This is a genomic window from Klebsiella sp. 141203, assembly GCF_032601985.1.
In the GTDB taxonomy this organism is placed as follows: Bacteria; Pseudomonadota; Gammaproteobacteria; order Enterobacterales; family Enterobacteriaceae; genus Klebsiella; species Klebsiella aerogenes.
In genome coordinates, this window is sequence record NZ_JAQIRL010000004.1 from 329635 (window position 1) to 356138 (window position 26504).

The 26504-nt window shown below is 57.5% G+C and carries 29 protein-coding genes; 9 read left to right on the top strand and 20 right to left on the bottom strand.

Translation table 11 applies throughout. From position 1 onward, the window contains the following. Positions 1–69: 69 nt before the first annotated feature. Positions 70–930, bottom strand: a complete 861-nt coding sequence (locus PGR29_RS18005) for a LysR family transcriptional regulator (protein WP_063415720.1) — start codon at positions 928–930, stop codon at positions 70–72. 97 nt (positions 931–1027) lie between these two features. Here PGR29_RS18005 and PGR29_RS18010 point away from each other — a divergent pair, with 97 nt between their 5' ends. The 8 genes from PGR29_RS18010 to arnF all read left to right on the top strand — a co-directional run bounded on the left by PGR29_RS18010 (position 1028) and on the right by arnF (position 9303). Then, a complete protein-coding gene (locus PGR29_RS18010; protein WP_316425110.1) occupies positions 1028–1534 on the top strand; it encodes a phenolic acid decarboxylase in 507 nt (168 codons plus the stop codon). A 393-nt stretch (positions 1535–1927) separates the two neighbouring features. Beyond that, on the top strand, positions 1928–3067 hold the full coding sequence (arnB, locus tag PGR29_RS18015; RefSeq protein WP_045397116.1) for a UDP-4-amino-4-deoxy-L-arabinose aminotransferase: 1140 nt from the start codon (positions 1928–1930) through the stop codon (positions 3065–3067). Position 3068: 1 nt separating this feature from the next. Then, positions 3069–4052 carry an undecaprenyl-phosphate 4-deoxy-4-formamido-L-arabinose transferase gene (gene arnC / locus PGR29_RS18020; protein WP_113373983.1) on the top strand — a complete coding sequence of 328 codons (984 nt, stop codon included), beginning with the start codon at positions 3069–3071 and terminating at the stop codon, positions 4050–4052. Beyond that, positions 4049–6034 (top strand): bifunctional UDP-4-amino-4-deoxy-L-arabinose formyltransferase/UDP-glucuronic acid oxidase ArnA, encoded by a 1986-nt coding sequence (gene arnA / locus PGR29_RS18025; protein ID WP_063447380.1) that lies wholly within the window; start codon positions 4049–4051, stop codon positions 6032–6034. The genes arnC and arnA overlap by 4 nt, the downstream gene beginning before the upstream one ends. Continuing rightward, positions 6031–6933: a 4-deoxy-4-formamido-L-arabinose-phosphoundecaprenol deformylase gene (gene arnD / locus PGR29_RS18030; protein ID WP_087859018.1), complete on the top strand. Its 903-nt coding sequence runs from the start codon at positions 6031–6033 to the stop codon at positions 6931–6933. The genes arnA and arnD overlap by 4 nt, the downstream gene beginning before the upstream one ends. After that, the gene (gene arnT, locus PGR29_RS18035; RefSeq protein WP_316425050.1) at positions 6930–8585 is read left to right on the top strand and encodes a lipid IV(A) 4-amino-4-deoxy-L-arabinosyltransferase; all 1656 of its coding nucleotides are present in this window, start codon (positions 6930–6932) and stop codon (positions 8583–8585) included. The genes arnD and arnT overlap by 4 nt, the downstream gene beginning before the upstream one ends. After that, positions 8582–8920, top strand: a complete 339-nt coding sequence (gene arnE / locus PGR29_RS18040; protein ID WP_045397101.1) for a 4-amino-4-deoxy-L-arabinose-phosphoundecaprenol flippase subunit ArnE — start codon at positions 8582–8584, stop codon at positions 8918–8920. The genes arnT and arnE overlap by 4 nt, the downstream gene beginning before the upstream one ends. After that, positions 8920–9303: a 4-amino-4-deoxy-L-arabinose-phosphoundecaprenol flippase subunit ArnF gene (gene arnF / locus PGR29_RS18045; protein WP_045397099.1), complete on the top strand. Its 384-nt coding sequence runs from the start codon at positions 8920–8922 to the stop codon at positions 9301–9303. The genes arnE and arnF overlap by 1 nt, the downstream gene beginning before the upstream one ends. On the opposite strand, the gene acpT is transcribed toward arnF, so the two are convergent. The 19 genes from acpT to PGR29_RS18140 form a co-directional block, all read right to left on the bottom strand. Next, positions 9287–9874, bottom strand: a complete 588-nt coding sequence (gene acpT / locus PGR29_RS18050; protein ID WP_316425051.1) for a 4'-phosphopantetheinyl transferase AcpT — start codon at positions 9872–9874, stop codon at positions 9287–9289. The genes arnF and acpT overlap by 17 nt on opposite strands. Before the next feature lies 1 nt (position 9875). After that, positions 9876–11105, bottom strand: coding sequence for a beta-ketoacyl-ACP synthase (locus PGR29_RS18055; protein ID WP_213794159.1), 1230 nt, complete (start codon positions 11103–11105; stop codon positions 9876–9878). Then, positions 11102–11833, bottom strand: a complete 732-nt coding sequence (locus PGR29_RS18060) for a 3-ketoacyl-ACP reductase FabG2 (RefSeq protein WP_316425052.1) — start codon at positions 11831–11833, stop codon at positions 11102–11104. The genes PGR29_RS18055 and PGR29_RS18060 overlap by 4 nt, the downstream gene beginning before the upstream one ends. After that, on the bottom strand, positions 11830–12306 hold the full coding sequence (locus tag PGR29_RS18065; RefSeq protein WP_113373978.1) for a 3-hydroxy-fatty acyl-ACP dehydratase: 477 nt from the start codon (positions 12304–12306) through the stop codon (positions 11830–11832). Before PGR29_RS18065 ends, PGR29_RS18060 begins: the two co-directional genes overlap by 4 nt. Further along, positions 12303–13472, bottom strand: coding sequence for a beta-ketoacyl-[acyl-carrier-protein] synthase family protein (locus tag PGR29_RS18070; RefSeq protein WP_316425053.1), 1170 nt, complete (start codon positions 13470–13472; stop codon positions 12303–12305). Before PGR29_RS18070 ends, PGR29_RS18065 begins: the two co-directional genes overlap by 4 nt. Before the next feature lies 1 nt (position 13473). Continuing rightward, positions 13474–14058 carry a DUF3261 domain-containing protein gene (locus tag PGR29_RS18075; protein WP_087859025.1) on the bottom strand — a complete coding sequence of 195 codons (585 nt, stop codon included), beginning with the start codon at positions 14056–14058 and terminating at the stop codon, positions 13474–13476. Continuing rightward, positions 14055–16373 carry an MMPL family transporter gene (locus PGR29_RS18080; protein ID WP_316425054.1) on the bottom strand — a complete coding sequence of 773 codons (2319 nt, stop codon included), beginning with the start codon at positions 16371–16373 and terminating at the stop codon, positions 14055–14057. The genes PGR29_RS18075 and PGR29_RS18080 overlap by 4 nt, the downstream gene beginning before the upstream one ends. After that, positions 16342–16947 (bottom strand): outer membrane lipoprotein carrier protein LolA, encoded by a 606-nt coding sequence (locus PGR29_RS18085; protein ID WP_087859027.1) that lies wholly within the window; start codon positions 16945–16947, stop codon positions 16342–16344. The genes PGR29_RS18080 and PGR29_RS18085 overlap by 32 nt, the downstream gene beginning before the upstream one ends. Then, positions 16944–17366 (bottom strand): acyl-CoA thioesterase, encoded by a 423-nt coding sequence (locus tag PGR29_RS18090; RefSeq protein WP_087859028.1) that lies wholly within the window; start codon positions 17364–17366, stop codon positions 16944–16946. Before PGR29_RS18090 ends, PGR29_RS18085 begins: the two co-directional genes overlap by 4 nt. A 3-nt stretch (positions 17367–17369) precedes the next feature. After that, positions 17370–19061 (bottom strand): glycosyltransferase family 2 protein, encoded by a 1692-nt coding sequence (locus tag PGR29_RS18095; protein ID WP_316425055.1) that lies wholly within the window; start codon positions 19059–19061, stop codon positions 17370–17372. Then, complete coding sequence (locus tag PGR29_RS18100; protein WP_316425056.1) at positions 19052–19405, bottom strand: hydroxymyristoyl-ACP dehydratase; 354 nt, start codon at positions 19403–19405, stop codon at positions 19052–19054. Before PGR29_RS18100 ends, PGR29_RS18095 begins: the two co-directional genes overlap by 10 nt. Next, the gene (locus PGR29_RS18105; protein ID WP_316425057.1) at positions 19392–20741 is read right to left on the bottom strand and encodes an AMP-dependent synthetase; all 1350 of its coding nucleotides are present in this window, start codon (positions 20739–20741) and stop codon (positions 19392–19394) included. Before PGR29_RS18105 ends, PGR29_RS18100 begins: the two co-directional genes overlap by 14 nt. Continuing rightward, positions 20738–21319, bottom strand: a complete 582-nt coding sequence (locus PGR29_RS18110; RefSeq protein ID WP_045397056.1) for a hypothetical protein — start codon at positions 21317–21319, stop codon at positions 20738–20740. Before PGR29_RS18110 ends, PGR29_RS18105 begins: the two co-directional genes overlap by 4 nt. Positions 21320–21325: 6 nt before the next feature. Continuing rightward, positions 21326–21577, bottom strand: coding sequence for an acyl carrier protein (locus PGR29_RS18115; protein WP_047047899.1), 252 nt, complete (start codon positions 21575–21577; stop codon positions 21326–21328). An 11-nt stretch (positions 21578–21588) separates the two neighbouring features. Next, a complete protein-coding gene (locus tag PGR29_RS18120; RefSeq protein WP_045397051.1) occupies positions 21589–21846 on the bottom strand; it encodes a phosphopantetheine-binding protein in 258 nt (85 codons plus the stop codon). Then, a complete protein-coding gene (locus PGR29_RS18125; RefSeq protein ID WP_410477038.1) occupies positions 21827–22642 on the bottom strand; it encodes a lysophospholipid acyltransferase family protein in 816 nt (271 codons plus the stop codon). The genes PGR29_RS18120 and PGR29_RS18125 overlap by 20 nt, the downstream gene beginning before the upstream one ends. Next, positions 22639–23361 (bottom strand): beta-ketoacyl synthase chain length factor, encoded by a 723-nt coding sequence (locus tag PGR29_RS18130; protein WP_316425059.1) that lies wholly within the window; start codon positions 23359–23361, stop codon positions 22639–22641. The genes PGR29_RS18125 and PGR29_RS18130 overlap by 4 nt, the downstream gene beginning before the upstream one ends. A gap of 20 nt (positions 23362–23381) precedes the next feature. Beyond that, complete coding sequence (locus PGR29_RS18135) at positions 23382–24443, bottom strand: methyltransferase (RefSeq protein ID WP_123273284.1); 1062 nt, start codon at positions 24441–24443, stop codon at positions 23382–23384. Positions 24444–24505: 62 nt separating this feature from the next. Beyond that, a complete protein-coding gene (locus tag PGR29_RS18140) occupies positions 24506–24901 on the bottom strand; it encodes a hypothetical protein (protein WP_113373969.1) in 396 nt (131 codons plus the stop codon). A 381-nt stretch (positions 24902–25282) separates the two neighbouring features. On the opposite strand from PGR29_RS18140, the gene PGR29_RS18145 reads away from it, so the two are divergent. After that, entirely contained in the window at positions 25283–26503 is a 1221-nt protein-coding gene (locus PGR29_RS18145) for an MFS transporter (protein WP_316425060.1), read from the top strand. The last annotated feature ends 1 nt before the right edge of the window (position 26504 follow it).

Here is a 26504-nt window from a genome sequence, read left to right on the forward strand (position 1 = left end):
CATACTTAAGGAGTAACCTGGATCAATATGTTGGGAGAAAACTATAACAAAATCATATGTAGCATATGATTACGATTGTCTGAACAAATCCAGCAGGGTGGTGACCTGTTCATCGAGCGGAGCCAGGTCCCGCTTCACTATCAAATGCAGCGGCGTGGCGCGGCGGGCGCCATGGCTCAGCGGCAGCGCTTTCAGCACGCCCTGTTCCAGGTGTGCGCGGATTCGCTCCTCAGGTAACCAGCCGAATCCCACCTGATACAGCACCGCATCTATAGCGGCATCAATAGTAGAAAAGGTCCAGGCATCGCGCGTGGATGAGGCATCGCCGCTACGGTCGGCAATGCGGATCAGCGGCCAGGGAGCCAGTGCGTTGTCATCCAGCAATTCATCCGATTGCGATAGCGGATGGTCGCGGTGGGCGACCGCGATAAAGTCGATATTCATCAGCCATTCACCGCGCCCGGTAATATCCTGGCGACGGGTTAAGACCATCACGTCGGCCTCGCTGCGGACGGCGCTTGCCTCATCGACGTTTTCCAGTACTTCGGTCAGCCGAACCTGAGTTTGCGGGTAGCGTTGCTGAAACTGACGCAGAATGGCGAACAGCCGCTGGCGGGGAAAAATGCTGTCGACGACCAGATCCAGCCGGGTGCGCGCGCCGTTGCGCAGCGTCGCGGCGTGGGTCTCAACCCACGAAAAGGCCTTCAGTAGCGGTTTCACCTGATTGAGCAACAGTTCGCCAGCGGGCGTCAGCACCGCCCGCCGCCCGGACGGCGCCAGCAGCGCCACTCCTAAACGTTCCTGCAGCAACGCCAGGTTATAGCTCACCGAAGACTGGCTGCGGTTGGTCTCTTCCGCGGCTTTGGCAAAGCTGCCCAGCTCAATCACCTTTTCCAATAGCGCCCATTGTTCCAGCGTGGTCTTGTGCATAATTCATCTAAAAATTAGATTATTTTCATCCAAACATAGCGTTATTCATTCAATTTTTAAAGCCTTATTCTTACCTCAACGAAACAGAGGAGAATAAATAATGAGCACTTTCGATAAACATGACCTCAGCGGCTTTATCGGTAAACATCTGGTTTATACCTACGACAACGGCTGGAACTACGAAATTTACGTTAAAAATGGCACCACCCTGGATTATCGTATTCACAGCGGCATCGTTGCCAACCGGTGGGTGAAAGACCAGCATGCGTACATCGTGCGGGTAGGCGAAAGAATTTATAAAATTTCCTGGACCGAACCAACCGGTACCGACGTCAGCCTGATCGTCAACCTGGGCGACAAACTGTTCCACGGCACCATTTTCTTCCCCCGCTGGATCATGAATAACCCGGAAAAAACCGTCTGCTTCCAGAACGATCATATTCCGTTAATGAACGCCTATCGTGACGCCGGCCCGGCCTACCCGACCGAAGTGATTGATGAATTCGCGACTATTACCTTTGTTCGCGATTGCGGCGCGGATAATAACGAAGTTATTAATTGCCCTGCTAATGAATTACCTGCTGATTTTCCTGCAAATTTGTAATACAGCAGAAATAATTCTGTGATCTAACGCTAATTTTTACCGATAGATTAAAACGTAAATAAATATTTATTGCGGGCTGGTTGACGATTCGTTTACTTTTACCCGTTAAGCCCCAGTTTTCTCTATGAAACTGGGGCTTTTTACTACTAATTCCTGCCATAAGAAAATACTATCCATCTGATTCTCAATGAGATATTACTATTCTCGCGAAAAATATTAATTTCTTAATATTATCCTAAGCAACAGCGACTAGATTTATAACCGTCGAAATACCCTGGAATGAAATGTGGCGGTGAACCGACTTCATTTTCATTTTGTTTAAGTCCGCTGGCGCAGGATATTTCTTTCTACCGACCCCTTTTTTTAGTGGGTTATTAATAGAACAGGAAAAAGATGAGCGAATTTCTGCCGTTTTCGCGCCCGTCGATGGGCGACGCAGAGCTGGCTGCGCTGCGTGAAGTTTTGCAATCAGGATGGATTACTACCGGTCCTAAAAACCAGGCGCTGGAAGAAGCATTTTGCCAACTGACCGGCAACCGCCACGCCATCGCCGTCAGCTCCGCCACCGGCGGTATGCACGTCACGCTAATGGCGATGGGCATTGGCCCTGGCGACGAAGTGATCACCCCTTCGCAAACCTGGGTGTCGACGTTGAATATGATCTGTCTGCTGGGCGCTACGCCGGTGATGATTGATGTCGATCACGACAATCTGATGATTACCCCTGAGGCGGTGGAAGCGGCGATCACCTCGCGGACGAAAGCGATTATTCCCGTCCACTACGCGGGCGCGCCTGCGGATATCGATGCGATCCGCGCCGTTGGCGAGCGCCACGGTATTCCGGTTATCGAAGATGCTGCGCATGCCGCGGGAACGCACTATAAGGGCCGCCATGTCGGCTGGCGCGGCACCGCGATTTTTTCGTTCCACGCGATCAAAAATATGACCTGTGCCGAAGGGGGGCTTATCGTCACCGATGATGACGAGCTGGCTTCCCGCATCCGCAGCCTCAAATTCCACGGCCTGGGCGTTGACGCCTACGACCGCCAGACCCACGGCCGCGCGCCGCAGGCGGAAGTGATTACACCCGGCTTCAAATACAATCTGGCCGATATCAACGCCGCGTTGGCGCTGGTGCAGTTGGATAAGCTTGCGCAGGCGAATCAACGTCGCGCTGCAATCGCCCAGCGCTACCTGCGCGAGCTGGCGGATACCCCGTTTAAGCCGCTGACCGTTCCGGCATGGGATCACCAGCACGCCTGGCACCTGTTTATTATCCGCGTTGATGAAGCGGCCTGCGGCATCAGCCGCGATGCCCTGATGGAAAAACTCAAAGCCATGGGCATAGGCACCGGTCTGCACTTCCGCGCGGCCCATACGCAAAAGTATTACCGCGAGCGTTTTCCTGAAGTTTCGTTACCGAATACCGAATGGAACAGCGCGCGCATTTGTTCCATCCCGCTGTTCCCGGATATGACCGACGACGATGTCACCCGCGTCATTACCGCGCTGCATCAGTTGTCAGGACGTTGATATGCTTACTTATCCTCCCGTAAAAAAAGTTTCGGTGGTTATCCCGGTTTATAACGAACAGGATAGTCTGCCGGAGCTGCTGCGTCGTACCGACGCCGCCTGTGCGACGCTAGGGCGCCAATATGAAATTCTGCTGATCGACGACGGCAGCAGCGACGATTCCGCGCGCATGCTGACCGAGGCCGCCGAAGCCGAAGGCAGCCACGTGGTGGCGGTGCTGTTGAACCGTAACTACGGCCAGCACTCGGCGATTATGGCCGGTTTCAGCCATGTCACCGGCGATCTGATCATCACCCTTGATGCCGACCTGCAAAACCCGCCGGAAGAGATCCCGCGGCTGGTGGAAAAAGCCGATGAAGGCTACGACGTGGTCGGTACCGTACGTCAGAACCGTCAGGACAGCATCTTCCGTAAATCTGCCTCGAAGATGATTAACCGCCTGATTCAGCGAACCACCGGTAAAGCCATGGGCGATTACGGCTGCATGTTGCGCGCCTATCGCCGCCATATCATTGACGCCATGCTCAACTGCCATGAGCGCAGCACCTTTATCCCGATTCTGGCGAATACTTTCGCCCGCCGGGCGGTCGAGATCCCGGTGATGCACGCCGAGCGCGAATTCGGCGACTCCAAATACAGCTTCATGCGTCTGATTAACCTGATGTATGACCTGGTGACCTGTCTGACCACCACCCCGCTGCGTTTACTGAGCATTTTCGGCAGCGTGATAGCCCTGTTGGGCTTCGCCTTCGGCCTGCTGTTGGTGGTGCTGCGTCTGGCTTTCGGTCCGCAGTGGGCGGCTGACGGGGTGTTCATGCTCTTCGCCGTGCTGTTCATGTTCATCGGCGCTCAGTTTGTCGGTATGGGCCTGCTCGGGGAGTATATCGGCCGCATCTATAACGATGTTCGCGCCCGTCCCCGTTACTTTATTCAACGTGTTGTTCGTCAGCCGGAAACGGCGTCTCAAGAGGAAGATCGTTCATGAAAGCAGTAGTCTTCGCTTATCACGATATGGGTTGCGCAGGTATTCAGTCACTGCTGGATGCCGGTTATGAAATCGCCGCTATTTTTACCCATCCGGATAACCCTGGCGAAAACCATTTCTTTGGTTCCGTTGCCCGTATTGCCGCCGAGCAGGGTATCCCGGTATGGGCGCCGGAAGATGTCAACCATCCGCTGTGGATTGAACGTATTCGCGAGATGAAGCCGGATGTGCTGTTCTCGTTCTACTACCGCAACCTGCTGTGCGATGAGATCCTGAATATCGCGCCGAAGGGGGCTTTCAACCTGCATGGTTCTCTGCTGCCGAAATACCGCGGTCGCGCGCCGCTGAACTGGGTGCTGGTCAACGGCGAAAGTGAAACCGGCGTGACCCTGCACCGAATGGTTAACCGCGCCGACGCGGGCGATATCGTCGCTCAACAAGCTGTGGCTATCGGCCCGGATGAAGCGGCGCTGGCGCTGCACCGTAAACTGTGCGCCGCCGCCTCCGATCTGCTGGGCCAGGCGCTGCCGGCTATTCGTGAGGGTAAGACTCAGGAACGCGCGCAGGACCACAGCCAGGCGACCTACGTGGGTCGTCGTACTCCGGAAGACGGGCGTCTCGATTGGGACAAACCGGCGCAGACTCTGCATAATCTGGTGCGCGCGGTGTCCGATCCGTGGCCGGGCGCCTTCGCCTATGCCGGCGCGAATAAATTTATCGTCTGGAAATCCCGCGTGCGCGCCGACCTGCCAGCAGCCAAGCCCGGCACCGTGATCTCTGTCGCGCCGCTGGTAGTGGCCTGTCAGCAGGGGGCGCTGGAAATCGTCACCGGCCAGACCGAACGCGGCGTTTATATGCAGGGAACCCAACTGGCGCAGGCGCTGGGGCTGGTGACCAGCGCGGTACTGAGCAGCAAACCGGTGGTGGCGATTAAGCGCCGTACCCGCGTGCTGATCCTCGGCGTCAACGGCTTTATCGGTAACCATCTGACCGAACGTCTGTTGCAGGACGACAACTATGAGATTTACGGCCTGGATATCGGCTCTGACGCCATCAGCCGTTTCCTCGATAACCCGCGTTTCCACTTCGTAGAAGGCGATATCAGCATTCACTCCGAGTGGATCGAATACCACATTAAGAAGTGCGATGTGGTACTGCCGCTGGTCGCGATCGCTACGCCTATCGAATACACCCGTAACCCGCTGCGCGTGTTCGAGCTGGATTTCGAAGAGAACCTGAAGATTATCCGCGACTGCGTGAAATACAATAAGCGCATCATTTTCCCGTCGACCTCGGAAGTGTACGGCATGTGCACCGACAAAAACTTCGACGAAGATACCTCCAACCTGGTGGTCGGGCCGATCAACAAACAGCGTTGGATCTACTCGGTTTCTAAACAGCTGCTGGACCGCGTGATCTGGGCCTATGGCGATAAGAACGGCCTCAAATTCACCTTGTTCCGTCCGTTCAACTGGATGGGACCGCGTCTGGATAACCTTAATGCCGCGCGTATCGGTAGCTCCCGCGCCATCACTCAGCTGATCCTCAATCTGGTGGAAGGTTCGCCGATTAAGCTTATCGAAGGCGGTAAGCAGAAGCGCTGCTTCACCGATATCAGCGACGGTATCGAAGCGCTGTTCCGCATCATTGAGAACAAAGACGGTCGCTGCGATGGACAGATAATCAACATCGGTAACCCGGAAAACGAAGCGAGCATCAAAGAGCTGGCGGAAATGCTGCTTGCCTGCTTCGAGCGCCACCCGCTGCGCGATCGCTTCCCGCCGTTCGCCGGTTTCCGTGAAGTGGAAAGCAGCGATTACTACGGTAAAGGCTACCAGGACGTTGAGCATCGTAAGCCGAGCATTCGTAACGCAAAACGTTGCCTGAACTGGGAACCGACCGTCGAGATGGAGGAGACCGTTGAGCACACTCTGGACTTCTTCCTGCGCACCGTTGAGCTCACGGACGATAAAAACTCATGAAACAAGTCGGCTTACGCATAGATGTCGATACCTTTCGCGGGACGCGTGATGGCGTACCGCGGCTGCTGGCCCTGCTGGGCAAGCATGGAATTCAGGCAAGCTTCTTTTTCAGCGTCGGGCCGGACAATATGGGGCGCCATTTATGGCGCCTGGTAAAACCGAAGTTTCTGTGGAAAATGCTGCGCTCTAACGCGGCGTCGCTGTACGGCTGGGATATTCTGCTGGCCGGTACCGCGTGGCCGGGGCGCAGGATTGGCGCGGGTAACGAAGAGGTTATTCGCGCCGCCGCGCAGATCCATGAAGTGGGCCTGCATGCCTGGGACCACTACAGCTGGCAGGCATGGAGCGGCGTGTGGCCGCAGGAACGTCTGACGCTGGAAGTGGAACGCGGTCTGCTCGAACTGGAACGCATTATCGGTCGCCCGGTGACCTGCTCAGCCGTCGCCGGCTGGCGCGCCGACCAGCGGGTGGTAAAAGCGAAAGAATCCTTCGATTTCCTCTACAACAGCGATTGTCGCGGCACGCGGCCATTCCTGCCGCAGCTTGGCGGCGGGGCCTCCGGCACCGTACAAATCCCGGTGACGCTTCCCACCTGGGATGAAGTAGTCGGTAGCGCCGTCGATATCGCCGGCTTTAACCGCTATCTGCTGGACTGCATCCATCGCGACAAGGGAACGCCGGTCTATACCATCCACGCCGAAGTGGAAGGCATTGCCTACGCCGACCAGTTCGATGCGCTGCTGACCATGGCGGAGGAAGAAGAAATACAATTTTGCCCACTGAGCCAGCTGTTGCCCGCTGACTTTAGCGAGCTGCCGTCAGGCAAAGTGGTCCGTGGTGAACTGGCTGGCCGGGAAGGTTGGCTTGGACGTGAACAATTACTGGGCTCGGGTGTATGAAAAGCATTCGTTATGGCGTCTCTCTGGTTGTACTCTTTGCGCTGTATTACTTATTGCCGCTGAATTTCCGTTTGCTGTGGCAGCCTGATGAAACCCGTTATGCCGAGATCAGCCGTGAAATGCTGGCTTCCGGCGACTGGGTTGTGCCGCATCTGCTGGGTTTGCGTTACTTTGAAAAGCCAATTGCCGGTTACTGGATTAACAGTATCGGCCAGTGGTTATTCGGCCATAATAACTTCGGCGTGCGTTTCGGTGCGGTTTTCGCCATTACCGTCAGCGCGTTGCTGGTGGCGTGGCTGGCGTGGCGTATTTTCCGCGATAAACGCGTGGCGATCCTGTCGCCGGTTATCTTCCTCACCGCGATGCTGGTCTACGCGATTGGCACCTATGCGGTGCTGGATCCGATGATCACCATGTGGATGGCGCTGGCGATGTGCAGCTTCTGGGGTGCCTCCCAGGCGCAGAGCCGCGGCGGGAAGTTGTTGGGTTATATCGTACTGGGCTTCGCCTGCGGGATGGGGGTGATGACCAAGGGCTTCCTGGCGCTGGCGGTACCGGTAGTTGGCGTGCTGCCGTGGGTGATTGCGCGTAAGCGCTGGCGCGAGGTGCTAACCTACGGTTGGCTGGCGGTGGTGGTCTGTACGTTGGTGGTGCTGCCGTGGGGATTGGCTATCGCTAATCGCGAACCGGATTTCTGGCGCTATTTCTTCTGGGTCGAACATATCCAGCGTTTCGCCGAGAAAGACGCCCAGCATAAAGCGCCGTTCTGGTACTACATTCCGTTCCTGATAGCCGGCAGCCTGCCGTGGCTGGCGCTGCTGCCGGGCGCGCTCAAGCGCGGCTGGAGCGAACGCGATGATGCCCGCGGCGCACTGTATCTGCTAGGCTGGGTGGCGATGCCGTTCCTGTTCTTCAGCATCGCCAAAGGAAAATTGCCGACCTACATTCTGCCGTGCTTTATGCCGCTGTCGATTTTGATGGCCCGCTACGCGCTGGATGCCGCGAAGGCGGGGGCGAAAGCGCTGCGCATCAACGGCATGATCAACCTCGGTTTTGGTCTGATTGGCCTGGTCGCGGTGCTGGTGGTCTCACCGTGGGGCGTCATGCATAAACCGGTGTGGACGAAGATCGAGCTGTATAAATGTCTGCTGGCGGCGATCGCCTTTGCCGTATGGGCGCTAATGGGCTGGTTGGCAATCAAGGACAATGGTCGTCGCTGGACGCTGGCCGCCATCTGCCCGCTGGGGCTGGCGCTGCTGGTGGGCTTCGCTATTCCGGACCGGGTTATTGACAGCAAACAGCCGCAGTTCCTGGTGGATATCGTGAGTGAATCGCTGGCGCCAAGCCGCTATGTACTGACCAACAGCGTCGGTATCGGCGCGGGGCTGGCGTGGGAGCTCAAGCGTGACGACATCATCCTGTATGACAAGCAGGGGGAGCTAAAATATGGCCTCGGCTGGCCGGATGCGCAGAGCAAATTCCTGGCGACTCACGAATTTGCTGATTGGCTGGCGGCGCACCGCCAGCAGGGACCGATCTCACTGGTGCTGCTGATGGATAAAGGTGAAACGATGAACGAACTGGCGTTACCGAAACCTGATAACTCCTACGAGCTGGGGCGCGTGGTGTTTATTCAGTATCTGCCGCAATGAGTGTCTGGTTCTGTCTGGTACTCGCCAGCCTGCTTAGCTGCGCCGGTCAGCTGTGCCAGAAGCAGGCAACCCGGCCGTCCCGTAGCGGACGGCGCGGGCGGCATATCCTGGTCTGGTTGGGATTAGCCCTGCTGGCGCTCGGCGGCGGTATGCTGCTGTGGCTGGGGGTACTGCAGGCAATTCCGGTCGGTATTGCCTATCCGATGCTGAGCCTCAATTTTGTCTGGGTGACGCTGGCGGCATGGGGCATCTGGCGCGAGCCGGTGGCGCGCCGCCACTGGCTTGGCGTCGGGCTGATCGTAGTCGGTATCGCCGTTCTGGGGAGTAGCGTCTGATGGGCTTAATCTGGGCGTTATTGAGCGTTGGCCTCGTCAGCGGCGCACAGCTGCTGTTGCGCAGCGCGATGGTCGAACTGCCGCCGTTGACCGATATCCTGACCTTCCTCAATCATCTGCTGCATTTTCGCACCGGTACCTTCAGCCTGGGTTTCGGCCTGGTTGGCTATCTGCTGTCGATGGTCTGTTGGTATTTCGCGCTACACCGCTTACCGTTGGCCAAAGCTTACGCGCTACTAAGCCTGAGCTATATTCTGGTGTGGGCCGCCGCCATCTGGCTGCCCGGCTGGCATGAACCGTTTTACTGGCAATCGCTGCTGGGTGTGCTGATTATTATCGCTGGCGTGCTGACCATCTTCTGGCCGGTCAAGCCGCGCCGTTAAAACATTGAATGTGCGCTGCCGTCAGCTTAAACGGCGTTGGCGTACAGACCGCAATACTTAACCCTTCATACTGAATCTGGCTCAATGACAGCGCGCCGTGAAAGGCGCTGTCCACAGAGGCCATCTGCCAGGCACTGCCGCCGCGTTGTTTCACCAGCGCTTCTTTGCGCGTCCAGATACGCCAGAAGGCGGCTAACTGTCGCTCCGGCGGTTCACGCTCCAGTTCCTGGTGCTCGCCCTCGCTGAACAGGGCGTTAGCCAGCCGCTGCCTGCCGTTGCGCGGGCGAATCACTTCGATATCGCAGCCAACTTCGCCTTCATCGCTCAGCATTAGGGCAATATGGTCGCCGCTGTGGCTAAGGTTAAACCATTGTCCACTCCCGGGAGGGAAAGCCGGTTTACCCTGTTCGCCATACTGAATATCCATTAGCGGGGTAGTCGCATGCGCCAGCAGCGCGCGCCCGGCAAGCCAGCTGGCCCGCCGCGGGCCGTCCGGCGCCTGCGCCATTAGCACAGGCGGCAACGGCAGGGCGCTAAGGATTGAGATGTGGCCGAGGATAAGCTGATACATCTTACGGCCAGCGCTGAATAATGATTGAGGTGTTAATGCCGCCGAAGGCGAAGTTGTTGCTTTGCAGAAATTCACAATCAATCTTGCGCGATTCGCCCATGATGTAGTCAAGATTACCACAGTTAGCATCCGGATTATGCAGATTCAGCGTAGGCGCGAACCAGCCCTCGCGCATCATCTGCAGGCTCATCCACGCCTCCAGCGCCCCGCAGGCGCCAAGGGTATGGCCGAAATAGCTTTTCAGCGAGGAGATCGGCACATTGTCGCCATAAATCGCCGCCGTCGCCTGGCTTTCGGCGATATCGCCGCGGTCGGTCGCGGTGCCGTGGGCCGAAATGTAGCCAATATCCCGGGCGCTTAAGCCCGCCATTTTTAACGATTGTTCCATGCAGATCTGCATGGTTTCGCGCTGCGGTTGGGTGATATGCGCGGCATCGCAGTTGGTGGCGAAGCCGATGATTTCGCCGTAAATAGTCGCGCCGCGCGCTTTGGCGTGCTCCAGCTCTTCCAGTATGAGAGTACCGGCACCTTCGCCTATCACCAGTCCATCGCGCTGTTCATCGAACGGGGCGGGGGTGAGGTCGGGCTGTTCATTACGCTGGCTGGTGGCGAACAGGGTGTCGAATACCGCGGCTTCCGACGGGCATAGCTCTTCTGCGCCGCCGGCGACCATCACCGTTTGATAACCGTGGCGAATAGCTTCCCAGGCGTAACCGATCGCCTGGCTACCGGAAGTACAGGCGCTTGACGTCGGAATAACGCGGCCGCGCAGACCGAAAAACAGCCCGGTATTAACCGCGGTAGTATGGGGCATCATCTGCACGTAGGTGGTGCCGGTAATATTGTTGGTGTGCTTTTCCGTCAACATGGTAGCGAACTCGCTCACCGGGCCGGTACTGCCGGTTGACGAGCCGTAAGCGATGCCGGTCTCGCCGTTGCTCAGCACGGCATCGTCGATAAGCCCGGCCTGCTCGAGCGCCAGTTCAGTGGCGCGGGTAGAAAGTAGCGACACGCGGCCCATCGCGCGAATACGCTTACGGGTATAGTGGGCCGGAAGGGTGAAATCATCGATCGGCGCGCCCAGTAGCGTATGCAATCCGTCGTAAATGCGCCACTCCGGCATGGCGCGCACGGCGTTTTTATATCTCTGCAGCCCCGCCGAAACATCCTGCCAGTTGTCGCCAAAGGCGGTGACGCCGCCCATCCCGGTAATGACCACACGACGTGTCATAACATCCCTCCATTGATTGAAATGACCTGTCGGGTGACATATCCCGCAATATCCGACATTAAATAACTGGCAAGCCCTGCCACCTCGTCCGCCTGTCCCATGCGTTTCATCGGGATCATCGACATCGCCTCTTTTAGCGCAGTCTCTTCCATTTCGATCATCCCGGTGTCGATAAGCCCCGGGGCGATGCAGTTGACGGTGATTTTGCGCTTCGCCAGTTCAATGGCCAGCGCTTTGGTGGCGCCGATGATCCCCGCCTTAGCGGCGCTATAGTTGACCTGACCCCGGTTGCCCATGACGCCGGATACGGACGAGAGCGTGATGATACGCCCGCCCTTGCGCGCGCTAATCATCGGCATGATGCAGGGATGAATGACGTTATAGAAACTGTCGAGGTTGGTGTGGATCACCGCGTCCCAGTCATCCTCGCCGAGCGCCGGGAAGGCGCCGTCGCGGGCGATGCCGGCGTTGCTGATAATGCCGTACCATGCGCCGTGTTCGGCCATATCCTGCTCAAGCACTTCGCGACACTGCGCGCGGTTGGCGACATCAAAACTCAGTAGACGACCCGAGCCGCCAGCCGAGGTAATCGCCTCCAGCGTTTGCTGTGCGCCCGACGCATCGCGATGATAGTGGATGCCTACGACAAAGCCATCCGCCGCCAGCTGACAGGCGATAGCGCGACCGATGCCTTTACTGGCGCCGGTGACCAAAACTGAACGACTCATTCTGACGCTCCTTGTTGAAATAGGGTGTTAAGTTCTGTTGGCGTCGGCTGGAAGGTATTGACCCGTCCGCTTGCCAGTTCTTCATTGCCTGCCGTAATGGCGCATTCGAAGCTGCCGAAACGCTCGTCCTGCATTAACAGCTTCACGGTAACGGACAGCGCCTTGCCGCCCGGTAGGCATCCTGTCGCGCAGACTAACTCGCGTGCGCCAAGCACCATACCTAGTGCGATGGACGTTTGCCCCCGCTGTTGGCGGTGCCATCCGGACCAGACGCCAACGGTTTGCGCCATGAGTTCCAGGGCGAACCAGCCGGGGAGATTGCCCTCTGCATCGAGAAACGGCGCCAGGACGCCATGGGGAGAGACAGTGACCCCGCAGGTAGCGGTTTCGTCGGTGACATTGATGACCTCTTCCAGCAGCAGCATTGGCGACTCGTGCGGTAAATAAGCGCCGGGCGATAAATAGTGGCTCATTGAATGCTCCCGAGCAGAATGCTGGCGTTATTGCCGCCAAAGGCAAACGAGTTCGACAGGATAATCGGCCGCGACAGCGGCAGGGGGCGTTCGATAATCCCGCACGGCGGAAGGGTGGCGTCGCGCGGCGACTGGCTGAAATCCTGCGCCGGCAGCGGCAGATTGCGTTGCAGGATCAGCATGCCGATGGCGGCTTCGGTGATCCCCGCCGCGCCCAGCGTATGCCCGGTCAGATGTTTGGTGGAGCTGCATGGAACCTGCTCGCCAAATAGCGCGTTGACGACGTGAGACTCTATCCGATCGTTAAGCGGCGTGGCGGTGCCGTGCAGGTTGATATAGCCCACCTGTTCAGGGGCGATTCCCGCATCCTCCAGCGACTGCTGAATGGCGCGGATCGCCCCTTCTCCTTCAGGATGCGGGGCGGAAATATGCCAGGCGTCGCTGGACTCGCCGATACCCAGCAGCGCGACAGGCTGCGGTTCGCGGGTCAGCAGCATCAGCGCTGCCCCTTCACCGATGGTGATGCCGCAGCGATCGCGGCCAAACGGCTGGCACAGGGTCGTGGAGAGCGACTCCAGACTGTGAAAACCGTTGATCGGCATACGGCTGAGGGTATCCGCGCCGCCGACAATCGCCGCATCCGCCAGCCCGGCTTCAATCAGTCGGCGCCCGCTGATAATCGCTCTGGCGCTGGAGGAGCAGGCGGTTGACAGCGTAAATGCCGGGCCATCCAGCGCCAGCCAGTGGCTGAGAAAACGCGATGGGTCTCCCAGCTCCTGCTGCGGATATTGCCAGGCCGCGCTTTCCGCGCCGCTAAGGGTCGAAGTGACGTGCGCGTCGCCCTCATCCAGCCCCGAGGTGCTGGTGCCAAGTACCAAGGCAACGCGCTCCCGCCCGTACTGGGCGATGGCGTCATCCACCTGCGGCTGAATTTGCGCCAGCGCCGCCAGCAGCAACTGATTATTGCGCGAACGATGGGCGCTAAAGGTATCGGGAATGGCGGGTAATTCGCCGTCCACGCCTGCGAAAACCGCCTGCGGATGTCCCTGTAGCCACCCCTCGCGCGGGCGCATGCCTGGCGCGATACCGCGAACCAGATTGGCGGCGATTTCATGATTATCGCGCCCTAACGCGTTAATCATGCCGACGGCAGAAATGTAGATCATCTCAGTCACCCAGGTATTGAATGGTGATGTGGTATTTAAAGACGTGCTGTTCGATGCTTATCGGCACGCGCTTGCCTTTGCGGTTGATATAGGTGATTTCCGTGACCAGCTTCCCGCGCGCGTTACGCAGTTCGCGTTTGTCGCCGCGGTCGGTCAACGTCCACCCTTTTGGCAACTGCGGCAGCCATGCGCTAACCGGCCAGTGGCTGAGCATCACGTCGGCCAGTACCTGGCTGGCTGGCGGCAGTTGCGGAACCACCATCGACTGTTCCGCGCGCAGCCCTCTTTCATCATAGGTCACCAGGAACAGACGGATACCGACGGACGACAGGCCCGCCAGCGTGAGCTTTTTATCATCGGCATTAAGCATGACCAGCAGCGACTGGGTTTGGCCGTTGAAGCTGCCGGTGAGTAACTGCTGCGAGTCTATGGCCGGCGAGATGCCAGGCGGCGGCAACGTGACGCGCGTACCCGGTTCCAGCCACGCCTGCGGACGGCCTTTCGGCTCCGGCTGCGAATGGCTGCAGCCGGCCAGTAATAAGGCGGCGAGTAGCGCGAAGGCGCGCCAGAATGATGGTCTTATCATCGTCTTTTTTTCTCTTTTTTGGTCGGCATCGCCAGCGGCGAAAGCAGGAAGGCGGTGAAAATGCCGCTTACCAGAACAATACCAAAACTACTAATGGCCTGAGTGGCGCTAAAGACCAGCATGCCAAGCGTCAATAAGGTGGTCATCATTGCCAGCGTGACCGCCAGCAGCGATGTCAGCGGCGTGCCGCGCGGGTTGCTGAAAAACAGCGTGTAGTTAATGCCGATGCCCAGTACCAGCACCAGCGCCAGCAAGGAGAACAGGTTAACCGGGTGGCCGCTAAGCGCCAGCGCCGCCAGCCCGCAGCCCAGCGACAATACGGACGGCACCAGGCTTATTAGCCCTTTGCGCCAGCCAAGGCGGATAACGGCGCCACAGGCAATCACCGCCAGCGCAACGCCCAGCAGCCCGGTTAAAATATGGCGGTAGAGCGCGAACAGCTGGTCGAAATCGCTTTTGCGATCGACCCACACAACGCCAGCCTGTTTTGTACTAAGCGTTTTTAGCGCCGCGCTGTCTTTCACGCCGCTCACCGGGACCAGCACGCCGCTTTCGCCATCCGGTAGCGTCAGCCATAGCAGCCGCCAGCCTTCGCTGGCCGGGCTGGCAAGCCAGTCATCGACGGTCACTGGCATAGCGTTGAGATCGGGATTGACCGTCGTCAGCCCGGCGTGATTTAGCGCTTTGCTGACGGTGGGCGCGGCGCGTTGCAGCAGGGTAAGATCCTGCTGCTGGCGGGCGAGTGAATTCAGCGGAATAGCGCGATATCCGCCGAGCAGGCCGTCGGTTTGCGCCTGCGTCAGCGCGGGTATAAATGCTTCCAGGCGCTCCAGCGTTTGCTGGGCGGATTCGCCGTAAACCACAAACCACTTCTGGTCGACGCTTTGTCCGGTGAGCGCAGTAATCGCTTTTTCCTGAGCCAGGATATCCTGCGGCAGCGCCTGGAGCTGCGAAATATCATCATCCACCCGCAGCGTCGCGAGCCCCGCCAGCGACAACAGCGCCAGTGCAACGGGAAGGCCGATGGACAGCTTTTTATTGCGCCGCCAGGCGGCGAGCCAGCGCAACAGCAACACCATCGCCGGCACCGGGCGCACGGGGAGCCCCCGGCATAGCCATGGATGCCAGAAAATTACCGTCAGGCATGAGGCGCTCAGGCCGACCGCCGCGAATAGCGCCATCTGGCGAATCGCCGGGAAGGGGGCCAGCATCATAATCAGATACGCCACGACGGTGGTGAGCAGCGCCAGCAGCAGCGCATGACGCACTTTGGCGAGACTCTGCCACGGGGTTAGTTCCGCGCCATGCACCATCCGTTCGGTCAGATAATAGAGCGTATAGTCGGCGGAGATGCCGATGATGCTCATGCTCATCACCAGGGTCATCAGATGCAGCTCGCCAAATAGCAGCAGCGTGACGACGGTGCCGGCCAGCGCGCCGATCGTGATAGAGAGCAGACATAGCAACAGCGGGCGGAGCGAGCGAAACGTCGCGACGATCAGCAGGATCACGCCGAACAGCGTCGCCGCGCCGAGCGTAGAAATATCGTGCTTCGCCTGCTGGCTGGCGTAATCGCTGTAGAACACGGTGCCGCGTGACAATAGCTGCGCCTGCGGATACCGCGTTTTCCACTCCTTCTCCAGCTCGCCGAGGGTAGTGACCAGCCGGTGCGTCTGCTGCATATCGAATGACGATCCCGCCAGTTCGCCATGCAACAGATACCATACATTGCCCTGGGCGTCTTTGGTCACCAGCCAGCCGTCCTGCAGCTGCATCCGCTGGCCGCCTTTCGCCATCGCCAGCTGCGAACCGCGCATCAGCATCAGCGGATCGTTTTGCAGTTCTTTGCCGCTGACGCCGGAAAATGCCGAATAGAGCTGCGAGAGGATCCATTGCGCCTGCGCTTCGCCGCCGTTTTGCAGGCGCGCGCGGGTAGCGGGGTCAATTAAACCGTTGCGATGTTGCCAGAAAAACGCGCCCCAGGCCTGCTGGCTATCGGCATCCATTGGGCCTTTTACCTCGGCCAACGCCTGCGATTGTTGCAGCCGCTGCAGCCAGTCGCGGGCCACCTGCGGATCGGCCTGTTTACCGGGGCTGACCAGCCACACCAGTTGGCGGTCAAGACGCTGCATAAAACCGTCGTTCAGGCCAGGCGGGATTGCGCCAAGCGTCTGCTTCGGCAGCATAGCCAGTACGCTGCTGTTAAGCCGGGCCTGCGGCAGCAGCGCCAGCAGCGCGCCCGCCAGGATCAGGCAGACGATAGCCCATAACAGCGCAGGGCGTTTACTGGGCGGCAAAGCGTTGGCGTTCGTCATCGGTCAGTTGCGCTGGCGTCAGTTGATGTTGGGAAAGCGTAATATCGGTGCGATCGCCTTGTTTGTCGTTGAGCTGAATATGCTCCAGATAGGTTTTTCCGGCCAAATCGATGCGGGCAAAAATCTTATCCAGCGGCGTAGTGATGGGCGTCAGGCGCAGCGTCCACTGGCCTTCGCCTTTATCGGCAAATTCTACGCGGAAGTTCTCTTCCAGGACTTTACGATCCGCCTGGAACAGCGCGCGTAGCAAATGGTTGAACTGGAACATCTGCGGGTTGTTTTCAGCGGTGATGGTCTGCGGCGGCTGACCGTTAATTGCCTGCACCATCCGTTTGTCATCCAGCAACAGCTGCATTGGGAACGGCGAGGTTTGGTCCCACAGTAAACCCTTATCGCGGGCGATCAACATCTGTCCCTGGGATCGCAGCGGCTGCGGCAGATCCTTAATCGTGCGAACTTGATCGAAGTGGGCGCGCACCACCGGCTGTTCGGTAAAACGTTGTTGCAGGGTATCAAGCGTCAGGGCGCTGACCAACGGGCTGATAAACAGCCCTAACAGCAGCAGTAATCTCATGGCGTGACCCCCATGCGTTCAAACAGGATATCCGGGCTGACGAAACACATCTCGCGGCTATTTTCGTCCACCGCGACCTGGATGGTGTAGCCGGTGGTGGTACGTTTGCCGCTATCGGCATCAAAAATTTCGTAGCCAATGCGTAGACGGTTCTCAAACTCTTCTATCCGCGCGCGGACGCGAATGCGCTGCTCGAAGGTGATAACGTCGCGGTATTTCACGCGGGTATCGACCACCGGCCACAAATAACCAGAATCTTTCATCTGCCGGTAGCCGTAGTTGAACTGGTTAAGCAGCGCCTCACGGGCAATTTCGAAGTAGCGGAAATAGTTGCCATGCCACACGACACCCATCATATCGATGTCATGAAACGGAATTGTCAGCTCTACTTCAGCAGTAAAACGGGGATCGTTAAGCACCCTTTACTCCTTGTCTTTGGGATCCGGCAGATGCCAGAAATCGAAAAAGTTGAACCAGTCGAGCGGCGACTGCAGCGCGTAGTGTTCCAGCCGTTCGGCGTAGCGGTCGATGATGTGTTGCAATGCCTGCTGGCGTTCGGCGCGCGGCAGCAGCAGCGGATCGGCGAACGGTTCGCAGTAAATGCGTAGTTTGCTCTGTTGGCGTAGGGCGAAAATCAAATTAACCGGGCAGCGCAAAATGGCTGCCAGGATAAACGGCCCTTGTGGAAAGGGGGCGGCTTGCCCCATAAAACGGCTCCAGCAGACGCGCCATTCACCGCCGCGCTGCGGGTTAACCGCAATACGGTCGCCGACAATAGCGATCCATTCGCCGCGATCCAGCTTTTCTTGCAGCAACATGGCGGTTTCCGGGCCGATATCGGTCACCGGCATCAGGTTCAGCCCGGCCTGAGGCGCCATCTCCGCCATAATTTGTTTAAAACGTTGCGCGTTTTCGCTGAATACCAGGGCGTTGATGGTTTTGCTGCCCTGCAGTTGCGCCAGCGCGCGGCAGGCTTCGACATCGCCGAGATGAGAGGCCAGCAGTAGTTTTCCTCGCGGATCGCTGATATTCAGCGTCTCCTCGGCGCCTGCGGCAAAGACCACGTCGCGACCAAACTGTAGCTCGCCGCGCCAGCTGGCGATTTTATCCAGCATCGCCTCGCCGAAGCGCAGGAAGTGCCGGTAGCTGGTCAGGGTTGGCGGTATCGGCATCTGGCGCGCGGCGAGCTGTTCGCGCGCGCGGGTGATCCATTGTTGCGACGCGCGGCGCGCCGTCGCGGCCGTCAGCCAGTAGGCGCCGACTACCGGATAAAGCAGCAGCGTGAACGCCTTGCGCCCCAGCAGTCGCCACACCAGCAGCATCAGGCGCATTCCCCATAATCCTTTTACCTCCTGCTGGCGCGCCCAGTGCGGCGAGGCGCGGCGAAACAGCAGGGAGGGGATCCGCGGCAGCATGCCGAGGAACAGACGCGTGTGCATCAGCGAGATGCGGCAGTTATCTTTGAAGGCATCAAAATGCGACAAACCGTCCGGTGGATAGGTCACGCGGGTCGGAATAAAGTAGCTGGTGTTCCCCTGCCAGTAGAGGCGCACCATCACTTCGGTATCGAAATCCATGCGCTGGCCGAGCGTCACGCGCTGCGCCAGCCGCAGCGTTGGCATCACCGGATAGACGCGAAAGCCGCACATGCTGTCTTTCAACTGCAGTGATAGCGTTTCAATCCATACCCAGATGTGGGTTATCCAGCGCCCGTACAGGCGCGAACGCGGGATGGAGTCGTCGTAAATCGGCTGCCCGGAAATTAACGCTTCGGGATGGGCCTGCGCCAGCGCCAACAGTTGCGGAATATCTTCGATGGCGTGCTGACCATCGGCATCGACCTGCACCGCGTGGCTGAACCCAGCTTCCGCAGCGGCCTGTAGTCCACGGATCACCGCAGCGCCTTTGCCTGCGTTCCGAGGTAAGCGGATTAGGGTCAGATTGGCGGTTTCCGCCGCCAGCCGATCCAGCTGCTGCCGCGTACTGGTATCGCTGCCGTCGTCCACCACGATGCACGGCAGGCCAAAGGGCTGCAGGCGCGCCAGCACCCGCGGCATCATTGCGCCGTGGTTATAGCAGGGGATCAGAACGCAGGGAGAGAAATCTAGCGGCATAAGCGAATTTTCCCGCTGCTGGCGGTGTGTCGCGCTTCGCCGTCGTGGCGCAGATAGCTAAACGTCAGAGTCTGGCGCGCCTCCTGCCAGTTGAGGGCGAGCGTAACGGTCGTGTCCGGCAATAGCGGCGACTGAAACTTCACATTCTGAACGCTGTGAAAACGCCAGCCGGGGGCCAGCAGCTTGGTGGCGTAATGCATCGCCCAGTCCATCTGCGCGACGCCGGGAAGCAGCGGCTGCACGGCAAAATGGCCGCGAAACCAGAATAGCGCCGGGTCGAGAGAGAGTACGATTTCAACCCGATCGGCTTGCGGCTGACGGCGCTCAATTTCATGGGGCTTCATGAAATAACTCCTGTAATTGCGCGTAGACACGCTTGTTCATGCTGTTAACGGGGATCTCGTCAATCACCCGCCAGTAGCGAGGGATGGCCACAGGTTCCAGCAAGGCGCGCAGCGCTTTTCGCCACTGTAATTCCTGACTTTTTCCCCAGCGGCGACGGGCGTCTGGGTGCAGAACTAACAACGCGCCAACGCTCTGGCGACTGCCGCGGGTAATAGGCAGGGCGGCGGCTTCAAGAATGCCATCCAGTTCCAGTAATCGATGTTCCACTTCGCTTAGTGAAATGCGCTTCTCTTCAATTTTCACCACCCGGTCGCGACGACCTGCCAGCTGGAATTGACCGCTTTCATTGAAATGCAAAATATCATCGATAACTAGGCCGCTATCGTCGGCGATAAGCGGCGAAAATAGACGAATTGTGTTGCCCTGCGGCTGAAGGCGGATGCCGGGGAACGGCTGCCACGGCATATCATCCTGCAGGCGCTGGCGGCAGGCGATAACCCCGCTTTCCGTGCTGCCGTAAATTTCATCCGGCCAGACAGCAAACCAACTGGCGGTTTGCACCGCATCCTGCCACAGAAGCTTGCCGCCGGCGGACAAAATCATCGCGACCGGTGGCGGGGGCAACTGGCGATCGAGACGTTTGAGGAAAGCCGGGCTGCTGATAAAAAGATAGCGATGGTCAGGGTTCAATGCCGTTAACTGCTCGGCGTACTCAATCATCGCCGCGTGGAGCGGCAAACCTAGCGCCATTGGCAGGAACAGGCGGAACGTCAGGCCATATAAATGCTGTGGCGCGACCGATGCCACTACCTGGCAGTCTGCCAGGCGTCCGGCATAGTGCGCGGCTAACAGCGCCGCCTCGCGGTCGAGACTCTTGACGGGCTTACTAATTCGCTTCGGTTCACCGGTAGAACCGGAGGTAAAAAGCTCAATATCGGCGTCATCGTCGATTGCCGGGAATGCGTATTCGTGGGGGGCGGTCGTCATGGCGGAATGCACAACCTGTAGCGGCCCGCGCCACGCCAGCGGCTTATCGCTCAATATGCCGTCGAAAAGCGCCCGCTGTTCGTTTAATAACGACGCGCGACTGTGGCCGGGAAGCACAGGCGTTTTTCCCGCATGCAGCGTGGCTAGCAGGGCGACCAGAAACAGGTAGCTGTTATCAAAACAGAGCGCCCAGCGTTCGCCTTGCTGTTGCTGCAAACAGGGAAGCAGCTGGGCGACATCGTAGCGCAGATGCGCCAGCGTCCAGCGGTGTTCTTCCTGCCACGCAATCAGCGTGTCCGCCGCACGCGCTGTGCTGAGCCACTGGGCCAGCATAAGGGGCTGCTTCATGGTTTATCTCGTTTAATCATCTGCTGGCGGGTCAGCCACTCGCCGGCCATCAGAGTTCCCATCAGTAGATAGGAAATCATGCCGTTCCACGCCGTCCACAGGGACATATCGCCGTATAGCGCAGTAAACAGCGCAACGCCGCCGTTGAGGATGAAAAAGGCGCACCAGATTTGGGTAACCCGGCGGGTGTAACGCACGGCGCGCTCGGGAAGAACCGGTTCCCGCAGCCGCGCCAGGCGCTCGACTATCGGCATGCTTGACCACAGCGAACCGCCAAACACTGCCAGCATGACGCTATTTACTACTACCGGATAAAACAGCAGCAGCTGATGGGTTTTTAGCAGATAGCTGGCAATGCACAGCGTCATGCCGGCTGCCGCTACGACCTGAGTAACCACGCTCAGTGGCCCCGCCTGTCGCCGGGTCTGGCGAAAGCGTAAAAACAGCAGCAGCGCCATTAACGGTAGTAGCCATTGCAGACTGTTATGCGCGAGGCCAAACCAGACTAAGAACGGCCAGGCCAGCAGCAATACCCCTGTCATTAACGGAACGACCGGCAGCGAGCGTATGCCCGACACGGTGAATTACGCTTCTTTCAGTAAGTGTTCTACCGCATCGACGACATCCTGCACGGTGCGTACGGTTTTAAACTCTTCTGGCTTGATTTTCTTGCCGATTTTCTTTTGCAGATGGACGATCATGTCGATGGCGTCGATGCTGTCCAGTTCGAGATCTTCGTACAGGCGGGCCTCAGGCTTAATATCCTGCGGATCGATTTCAAATACCTTCACCAGCAGCGAGGAGACTTCTTCGTAAATGGCTTGTTGTTCGGTCATGACGGTTCTCCTCAGGCACGCTGCGCTTGAATAAATGATGCCAGCGTGGCGACGGAGAAGAAGTGCTGACGCATCTCTTCGCTCTCAGCCGACAGCACCACGCCGTACTGATTTTTCACCGCCAGGCCCAGCTCCAGCGCATCGATGGAGTCCAGACCCAGGCCATCGCCAAACAGGGCGGCATCGGTGTCGATATCATCAGCGGACAACTCGTCCAGGTTCAATGTACTGATTATCAGATTCTTAATTTCAAGATAAAGCGCTTGCATCATTAATTCCTGTTTCAGGTGTAGTGCCTGATTCTAATTTAAGCAAAATATGCCGGTTTAACTGCCGTGCGGCCAGCGCCGGTTCTTGTTTATTTGCCTCGTAAAACTGGTCTATTCGCAGCCGTTCTCCGACTTCGACGGTAAATAACGGCTTCGTTCGCGGCGCGTCGTACCATTTGCTCTGTTTACCCAGCATATGCTCGGTGCAGCGGATGATGACGACGCGCAAGTCGCTGCCGCAGCGCACGGCGATATTGGCCGCGCCGCGCTGCAGCTGCATTTTTTCTCCCGGCACCGTTCGGGTTCCTTCCGGGAAAATCAAAATGGTATCGCCCTGCTGTAAGCGCTGCCGGCTGGCCGGGAGCAGGGCATCGGCGCGATCGTTAATCAAATAATCCGCCGCGCGGATCACGCCGCTGACAAATGGGTTTTTCAGCAACGCGCTTTTCACCAGGCAGTCGGTCTCCGGCATCACCGAGGCCAGCATAACGTAGTCGATAAGGCTGGGATGGTTGGCGACCACCAGGCAACCGCGCTCCTGACGTAAAATATCGCGCCCTTTAATCTGGTAATCGAGTACGCCGACGCCTTTCACCACGCTGAGAAAACAACGGAAACTGAGCGAAATACTGCGCCGTGCGATGCGGCGACGTCGGGCCTTATCGCGCACCAGGACCAGCAATAGATTGAACCAGACAACAGAGAGCAGCAGCCCGCCAAGGCCAAACAGCGCGAAACAAAAACCGGTCATCGCCGCGCGCCAGAGCCGATTAAGGCGACACAGAAGAGTGTTCATGAACGGCTCCACTGCCATTGCACGCGTTCGCCGGGCAGCGTGAATGCGCGCGCATTCTGCAAATAATACTGTAAAAACAACAGGCTTTGCGGCAGCGTGCTCTCTTCGACTGCGTCATGACGTTGCGCTTTGCAGCGCCATTGGCTTCCCGCTTCAATGACCCACGCCACCGCGTAGGGCCAGGTTGGCATCGCCGGTGGTAGCTGCGAGTGATAAAACTCCGGCAGAAAACCATCGAAATCAACCATCAAGATGCGCTGATAGCCCGCCTGTAGTAGAGCCATCGCTTCATATAAACCCTGCTGGAAAGTATCGCGACCGGCAGAAAGGGATGACGACGCAATGGGTTTTTTCGCCGCAATCGTCAAATTACCGACGGCGGAATTATGTACCGACAAGGCGAAATCGGTAGGCGAGACCGCCTGCTCCATCGCCAGGGCGTGGAGGATCCGATAGTTTCGCTCTAGTTCACCGTGACGGCTGGTATAGAGCACAGCATCGATCGCATGGCGGCGCAGCATCGCCAGCCCACACTCCACGGCTAGCCTGCTGCCGGAGCTAAGTCGGCGGGCGGTCATCATCGGTAATTCGCTAAGTTTGGCCGGCGCTGCGGCTGGATCGATGGCGTGCAAATGCTGTGACCACCGTTGCCACTGCTCGGTGCCACTGACTCCAGGCGCGAAGGCCTGCCAATCAACTATGTTAAATGAAAATGTCATCTACACGCGTCCGCGAAAAATCAATTATTTTTCTGACATATCAACAAGGTATGTCCAACGCCCAAATTATCGTGACGTTGTTCTACCCGGAAACCCGCCATTTCCAGATAGCGATAAAACTTCTCTACGCTGTAGAAACGACTGTTGCCGTTGGCCATACAGGTAAAGTAGAGCGAAGACGCATTCAGACTAAATGATGCTGCTTCAAACTTTTGCGCATCCCAGAACAGCTCCAGAATACACAGGCGCGCGCCGGGTTTCATGACCTGCGCGACGTTACTGAGTAGCGTGATAATTTGTTCCGGGGAAAAGCAGTCAAGGAACTGGCTCATCCACCAGATATCCGCCTCTCCTGGTAAGGGGGCGTCACTCAGCATATCCACAGCATGACAGTCAATGCGATGGGTAAGGCCCGCATTTTCTATATTTTCGCGGGCCAGCGCAATTTGTTGTGGCAAATCTAATAACGTAATCGCGATATTTTCATCATACTGGCAGCAGCGTAGCGCCCACTTACCGGTATTTCCGCCGACATCGTACAGGGTTGCGGGCCGGCTGGCGAATACATGTGGCAGCGCGGCGCTAAAGGCACCGTCGGAATAGTAATGATCGAAAGCAAACCAGCTTTTACGCGCCGCTTGCGGAAGTTGCGATAATGCCGGGTAAATCGTTGGCCACTCACCAAAAACTTTTAAACCAGATGGTTTACCTTCCTGTAACGCATTTTCCAGAAAGAATAATCCCTGATAACAAACGTCCTGAGTAAAATCCATATTTACACGGGTCATCGTATCATGGAGTAAGAAATGTCCCACTTTAGCGAGGTAATAGCGTTCTTCTTTATAGGTAACAATACGCCCGCTTAATCCCATATCCAGCAAAACGCCTACAGCATATTCATTTCCCTCACAATTTTCGCTAATTGCTTCAAGGGTCGCGCCGCGTTTACCTTGCCGATCGAGATAATCCAGGATGCCTGAGTTACGCAGACATAACGCGGTTTGAAAGAGCATAGGGGCGAAAGCGATGCGTTGCGCTTCCGTGATAGCATCCAGTGCGCTAAGAGAGTCCTGTTGGTACACGTTCGGCACAACCTTTTTCAATCAATGAGAGGGGAACGGGCCAATACTGGCCCGTTGAGGAGTTACTTCTGCAACGCCGTATTAGCGGCGAGGGTAACCTGAATATCTTTATCGAGATTGTGCACCCAGCGATTATAGTTTCTATGAATCTTTCCGCCGGAAGCCATTAGATTAAGGCTGCTCACGTAATTAATAGAATAGCTTGTTGCTGAGTAGTTAATTTTAATATCCGCGGAGTGGGCTCGGTTTTGCAAATGCCCTTTGATAACGCCAGGACCTGCATCGGACATAATCCATTCACGTTGAATACCCGCCTGGAGAATAGCATTCTTGACCTGAGCTTCGGTATGACCCGCGCTAACCGTAGTCTGGACCTGTTCAATCGGCGCAGTGCGCGCGCAACCCGCCAGCGCGCCGACAACCGTGGCGGCAACAATCCAATGAATAACCTTTTTCATGAATACTCCCTATCGATATATTTGTTGAGAAAATACTTAGGTCAATGTCAAAAATAATAATATCGTCGTGATGTCGTGTTTTTATTCAGGTTGTTTATTTAATTTGTTTTACTTTAAAAATGTGACAAATAAATATCCTAATGTTATAGGAATGCTGATTTTCGGATAAAGCGACGGCGCAGGTATGCTGCGGGGTGAAGTATAAGTAAATTAACTCCGCTTAATCAATGAATATAATCGGTAAGTTATGTCTTAATTTTACGCATTTTAAATCGCCAATCACCGTTGATTTATTGCCAGGGTAATATTGCGGCTAAGGGCTGCTTTTCTGTACACGTCGTGGTAATAGTGAAGCGTGTCGTATCAATTTGGTGGAACCTAATGCCTGAACCCGTCGCCGAACCGGCGCTCAGTGGACTGCGCCTCAATCTGCGGATTGTCTCCGTCGTAATTTTTAACTTTGCCAGCTATCTCACTATCGGCCTGCCGTTGGCGGTTCTGCCAGGCTACGTTCACGATGTGATGGGGTTTAGCGCCTTCTGGGCCGGGCTGGTGATTAGTCTGCAGTATTTCGCCACGCTGTTGAGCCGACCGCACGCCGGGCGCTACGCCGATCTGCTTGGACCGAAAAAGATTGTCGTTTTCGGCCTTTGCGGCTGTTTCCTGAGTGGTTTGAGCTATCTGCTGGCGGCCTGGAGTAGCGGCTGGCCGTTGCTGAGTCTGCTGCTGTTATGTCTGGGACGAGCGATCCTCGGCATTGGCCAGAGCTTCGCCGGCACGGGCTCGACGCTATGGGGTGTAGGCGTTGTCGGCTCGCTGCATATCGGGCGGGTGATTTCGTGGAACGGCATTGTGACCTACGGCGCGATGGCGATGGGCGCGCCGCTGGGCGTGCTGTGCTATTCATATATTGGCCTCGGCGGCCTGGCGATGGTCATTATGGCGGTCGCTTTGGTGGCTATCCTCTGCGCGCTACCGCGAACGGCGGTGAAAGCGACGAAAGGTAAAGCGATGTCATTTCGCGCGGTGCTCGGCCGGATTTGGCCTTACGGCATGGCGCTGGCGTTGGCTTCTGCCGGCTTCGGGGTGATCGCGACCTTTATAACTCTGTTTTATGACGCAAAAGGCTGGGACGGCGCGGCCTTTGCGTTAACGCTGTTCAGCTGCGCGTTTGTCGGCACGCGGCTGCTTTTTCCCAACGGTATTAACCGCCTCGGCGGCCTGAACGTGGCAATGCTCTGTTTTAGCGTGGAGGTTATTGGCCTGCTGCTTGTGGGCTTTGCACTGACGCCGCTGATGGCGAAAGTCGGGACTTTCCTCACCGGCGCGGGGTTCTCGCTGGTTTTCCCTGCGCTCGGCGTAGTCGCAGTAAAAGCAGTGCCGCAGCACAATCAGGGCTCGGCGCTGGCGACCTATACCGTATTTATGGATTTGTCGTTGGGAGTGACCGGGCCGTTGGCCGGTCTTTTGATGGCGTGGACCGGGATACCAACGATTTATCTGGCGGCGGCAGGGCTGGTGATGGCGGCGCTACTGCTGGGCTGGCGGTTAAAAAAACGGCCCCCGGTGGTGGAACCGGAGGCCGCTGCATCAGGGCAATAAA

Bases quoted from the DNA above. Each gene is read 5' to 3' on its own strand.
- PGR29_RS18065 (WP_113373978.1), bottom strand. From the start codon at position 12,306: ATGAGCCACTATTTATCGCCCGGCGCTTATTTACCGCACGAGTCGCCA.
- PGR29_RS18130 (WP_316425059.1), bottom strand. From the start codon at position 23,361: ATGACATTTTCATTTAACATAGTTGATTGGCAGGCCTTCGCGCCTGGA.
- arnC (WP_113373983.1), top strand. From the start codon at position 3,069: ATGCTTACTTATCCTCCCGTAAAAAAAGTTTCGGTGGTTATCCCGGTT.
- PGR29_RS18055 (WP_213794159.1), bottom strand. From the start codon at position 11,105: ATGACACGTCGTGTGGTCATTACCGGGATGGGCGGCGTCACCGCCTTT.
- PGR29_RS18060 (WP_316425052.1), bottom strand. From the start codon at position 11,833: ATGAGTCGTTCAGTTTTGGTCACCGGCGCCAGTAAAGGCATCGGTCGC.
- PGR29_RS18125 (WP_410477038.1), bottom strand. From the start codon at position 22,642: ATGAACACTCTTCTGTGTCGCCTTAATCGGCTCTGGCGCGCGGCGATG.
- PGR29_RS18070 (WP_316425053.1), bottom strand. From the start codon at position 13,472: ATGATCTACATTTCTGCCGTCGGCATGATTAACGCGTTAGGGCGCGAT.
- acpT (WP_316425051.1), bottom strand. From the start codon at position 9,874: ATGTATCAGCTTATCCTCGGCCACATCTCAATCCTTAGCGCCCTGCCG.
- arnB (WP_045397116.1), top strand. From the start codon at position 1,928: ATGAGCGAATTTCTGCCGTTTTCGCGCCCGTCGATGGGCGACGCAGAG.
- PGR29_RS18005 (WP_063415720.1), bottom strand. From the start codon at position 930: ATGCACAAGACCACGCTGGAACAATGGGCGCTATTGGAAAAGGTGATT.
- PGR29_RS18100 (WP_316425056.1), bottom strand. From the start codon at position 19,405: ATGAAGCCCCATGAAATTGAGCGCCGTCAGCCGCAAGCCGATCGGGTT.
- arnA (WP_063447380.1), top strand. From the start codon at position 4,049: ATGAAAGCAGTAGTCTTCGCTTATCACGATATGGGTTGCGCAGGTATT.
- arnD (WP_087859018.1), top strand. From the start codon at position 6,031: ATGAAACAAGTCGGCTTACGCATAGATGTCGATACCTTTCGCGGGACG.
- arnE (WP_045397101.1), top strand. From the start codon at position 8,582: ATGAGTGTCTGGTTCTGTCTGGTACTCGCCAGCCTGCTTAGCTGCGCC.
- PGR29_RS18140 (WP_113373969.1), bottom strand. From the start codon at position 24,901: ATGAAAAAGGTTATTCATTGGATTGTTGCCGCCACGGTTGTCGGCGCG.
- PGR29_RS18120 (WP_045397051.1), bottom strand. From the start codon at position 21,846: ATGCAAGCGCTTTATCTTGAAATTAAGAATCTGATAATCAGTACATTG.
- PGR29_RS18080 (WP_316425054.1), bottom strand. From the start codon at position 16,373: ATGACGAACGCCAACGCTTTGCCGCCCAGTAAACGCCCTGCGCTGTTA.
- PGR29_RS18095 (WP_316425055.1), bottom strand. From the start codon at position 19,061: ATGCCGCTAGATTTCTCTCCCTGCGTTCTGATCCCCTGCTATAACCAC.
- PGR29_RS18115 (WP_047047899.1), bottom strand. From the start codon at position 21,577: ATGACCGAACAACAAGCCATTTACGAAGAAGTCTCCTCGCTGCTGGTG.
- arnF (WP_045397099.1), top strand. From the start codon at position 8,920: ATGGGCTTAATCTGGGCGTTATTGAGCGTTGGCCTCGTCAGCGGCGCA.
- arnT (WP_316425050.1), top strand. From the start codon at position 6,930: ATGAAAAGCATTCGTTATGGCGTCTCTCTGGTTGTACTCTTTGCGCTG.
- PGR29_RS18085 (WP_087859027.1), bottom strand. From the start codon at position 16,947: ATGAGATTACTGCTGCTGTTAGGGCTGTTTATCAGCCCGTTGGTCAGC.
- PGR29_RS18145 (WP_316425060.1), top strand. From the start codon at position 25,283: ATGCCTGAACCCGTCGCCGAACCGGCGCTCAGTGGACTGCGCCTCAAT.
- PGR29_RS18105 (WP_316425057.1), bottom strand. From the start codon at position 20,741: ATGAAGCAGCCCCTTATGCTGGCCCAGTGGCTCAGCACAGCGCGTGCG.
- PGR29_RS18075 (WP_087859025.1), bottom strand. From the start codon at position 14,058: ATGATAAGACCATCATTCTGGCGCGCCTTCGCGCTACTCGCCGCCTTA.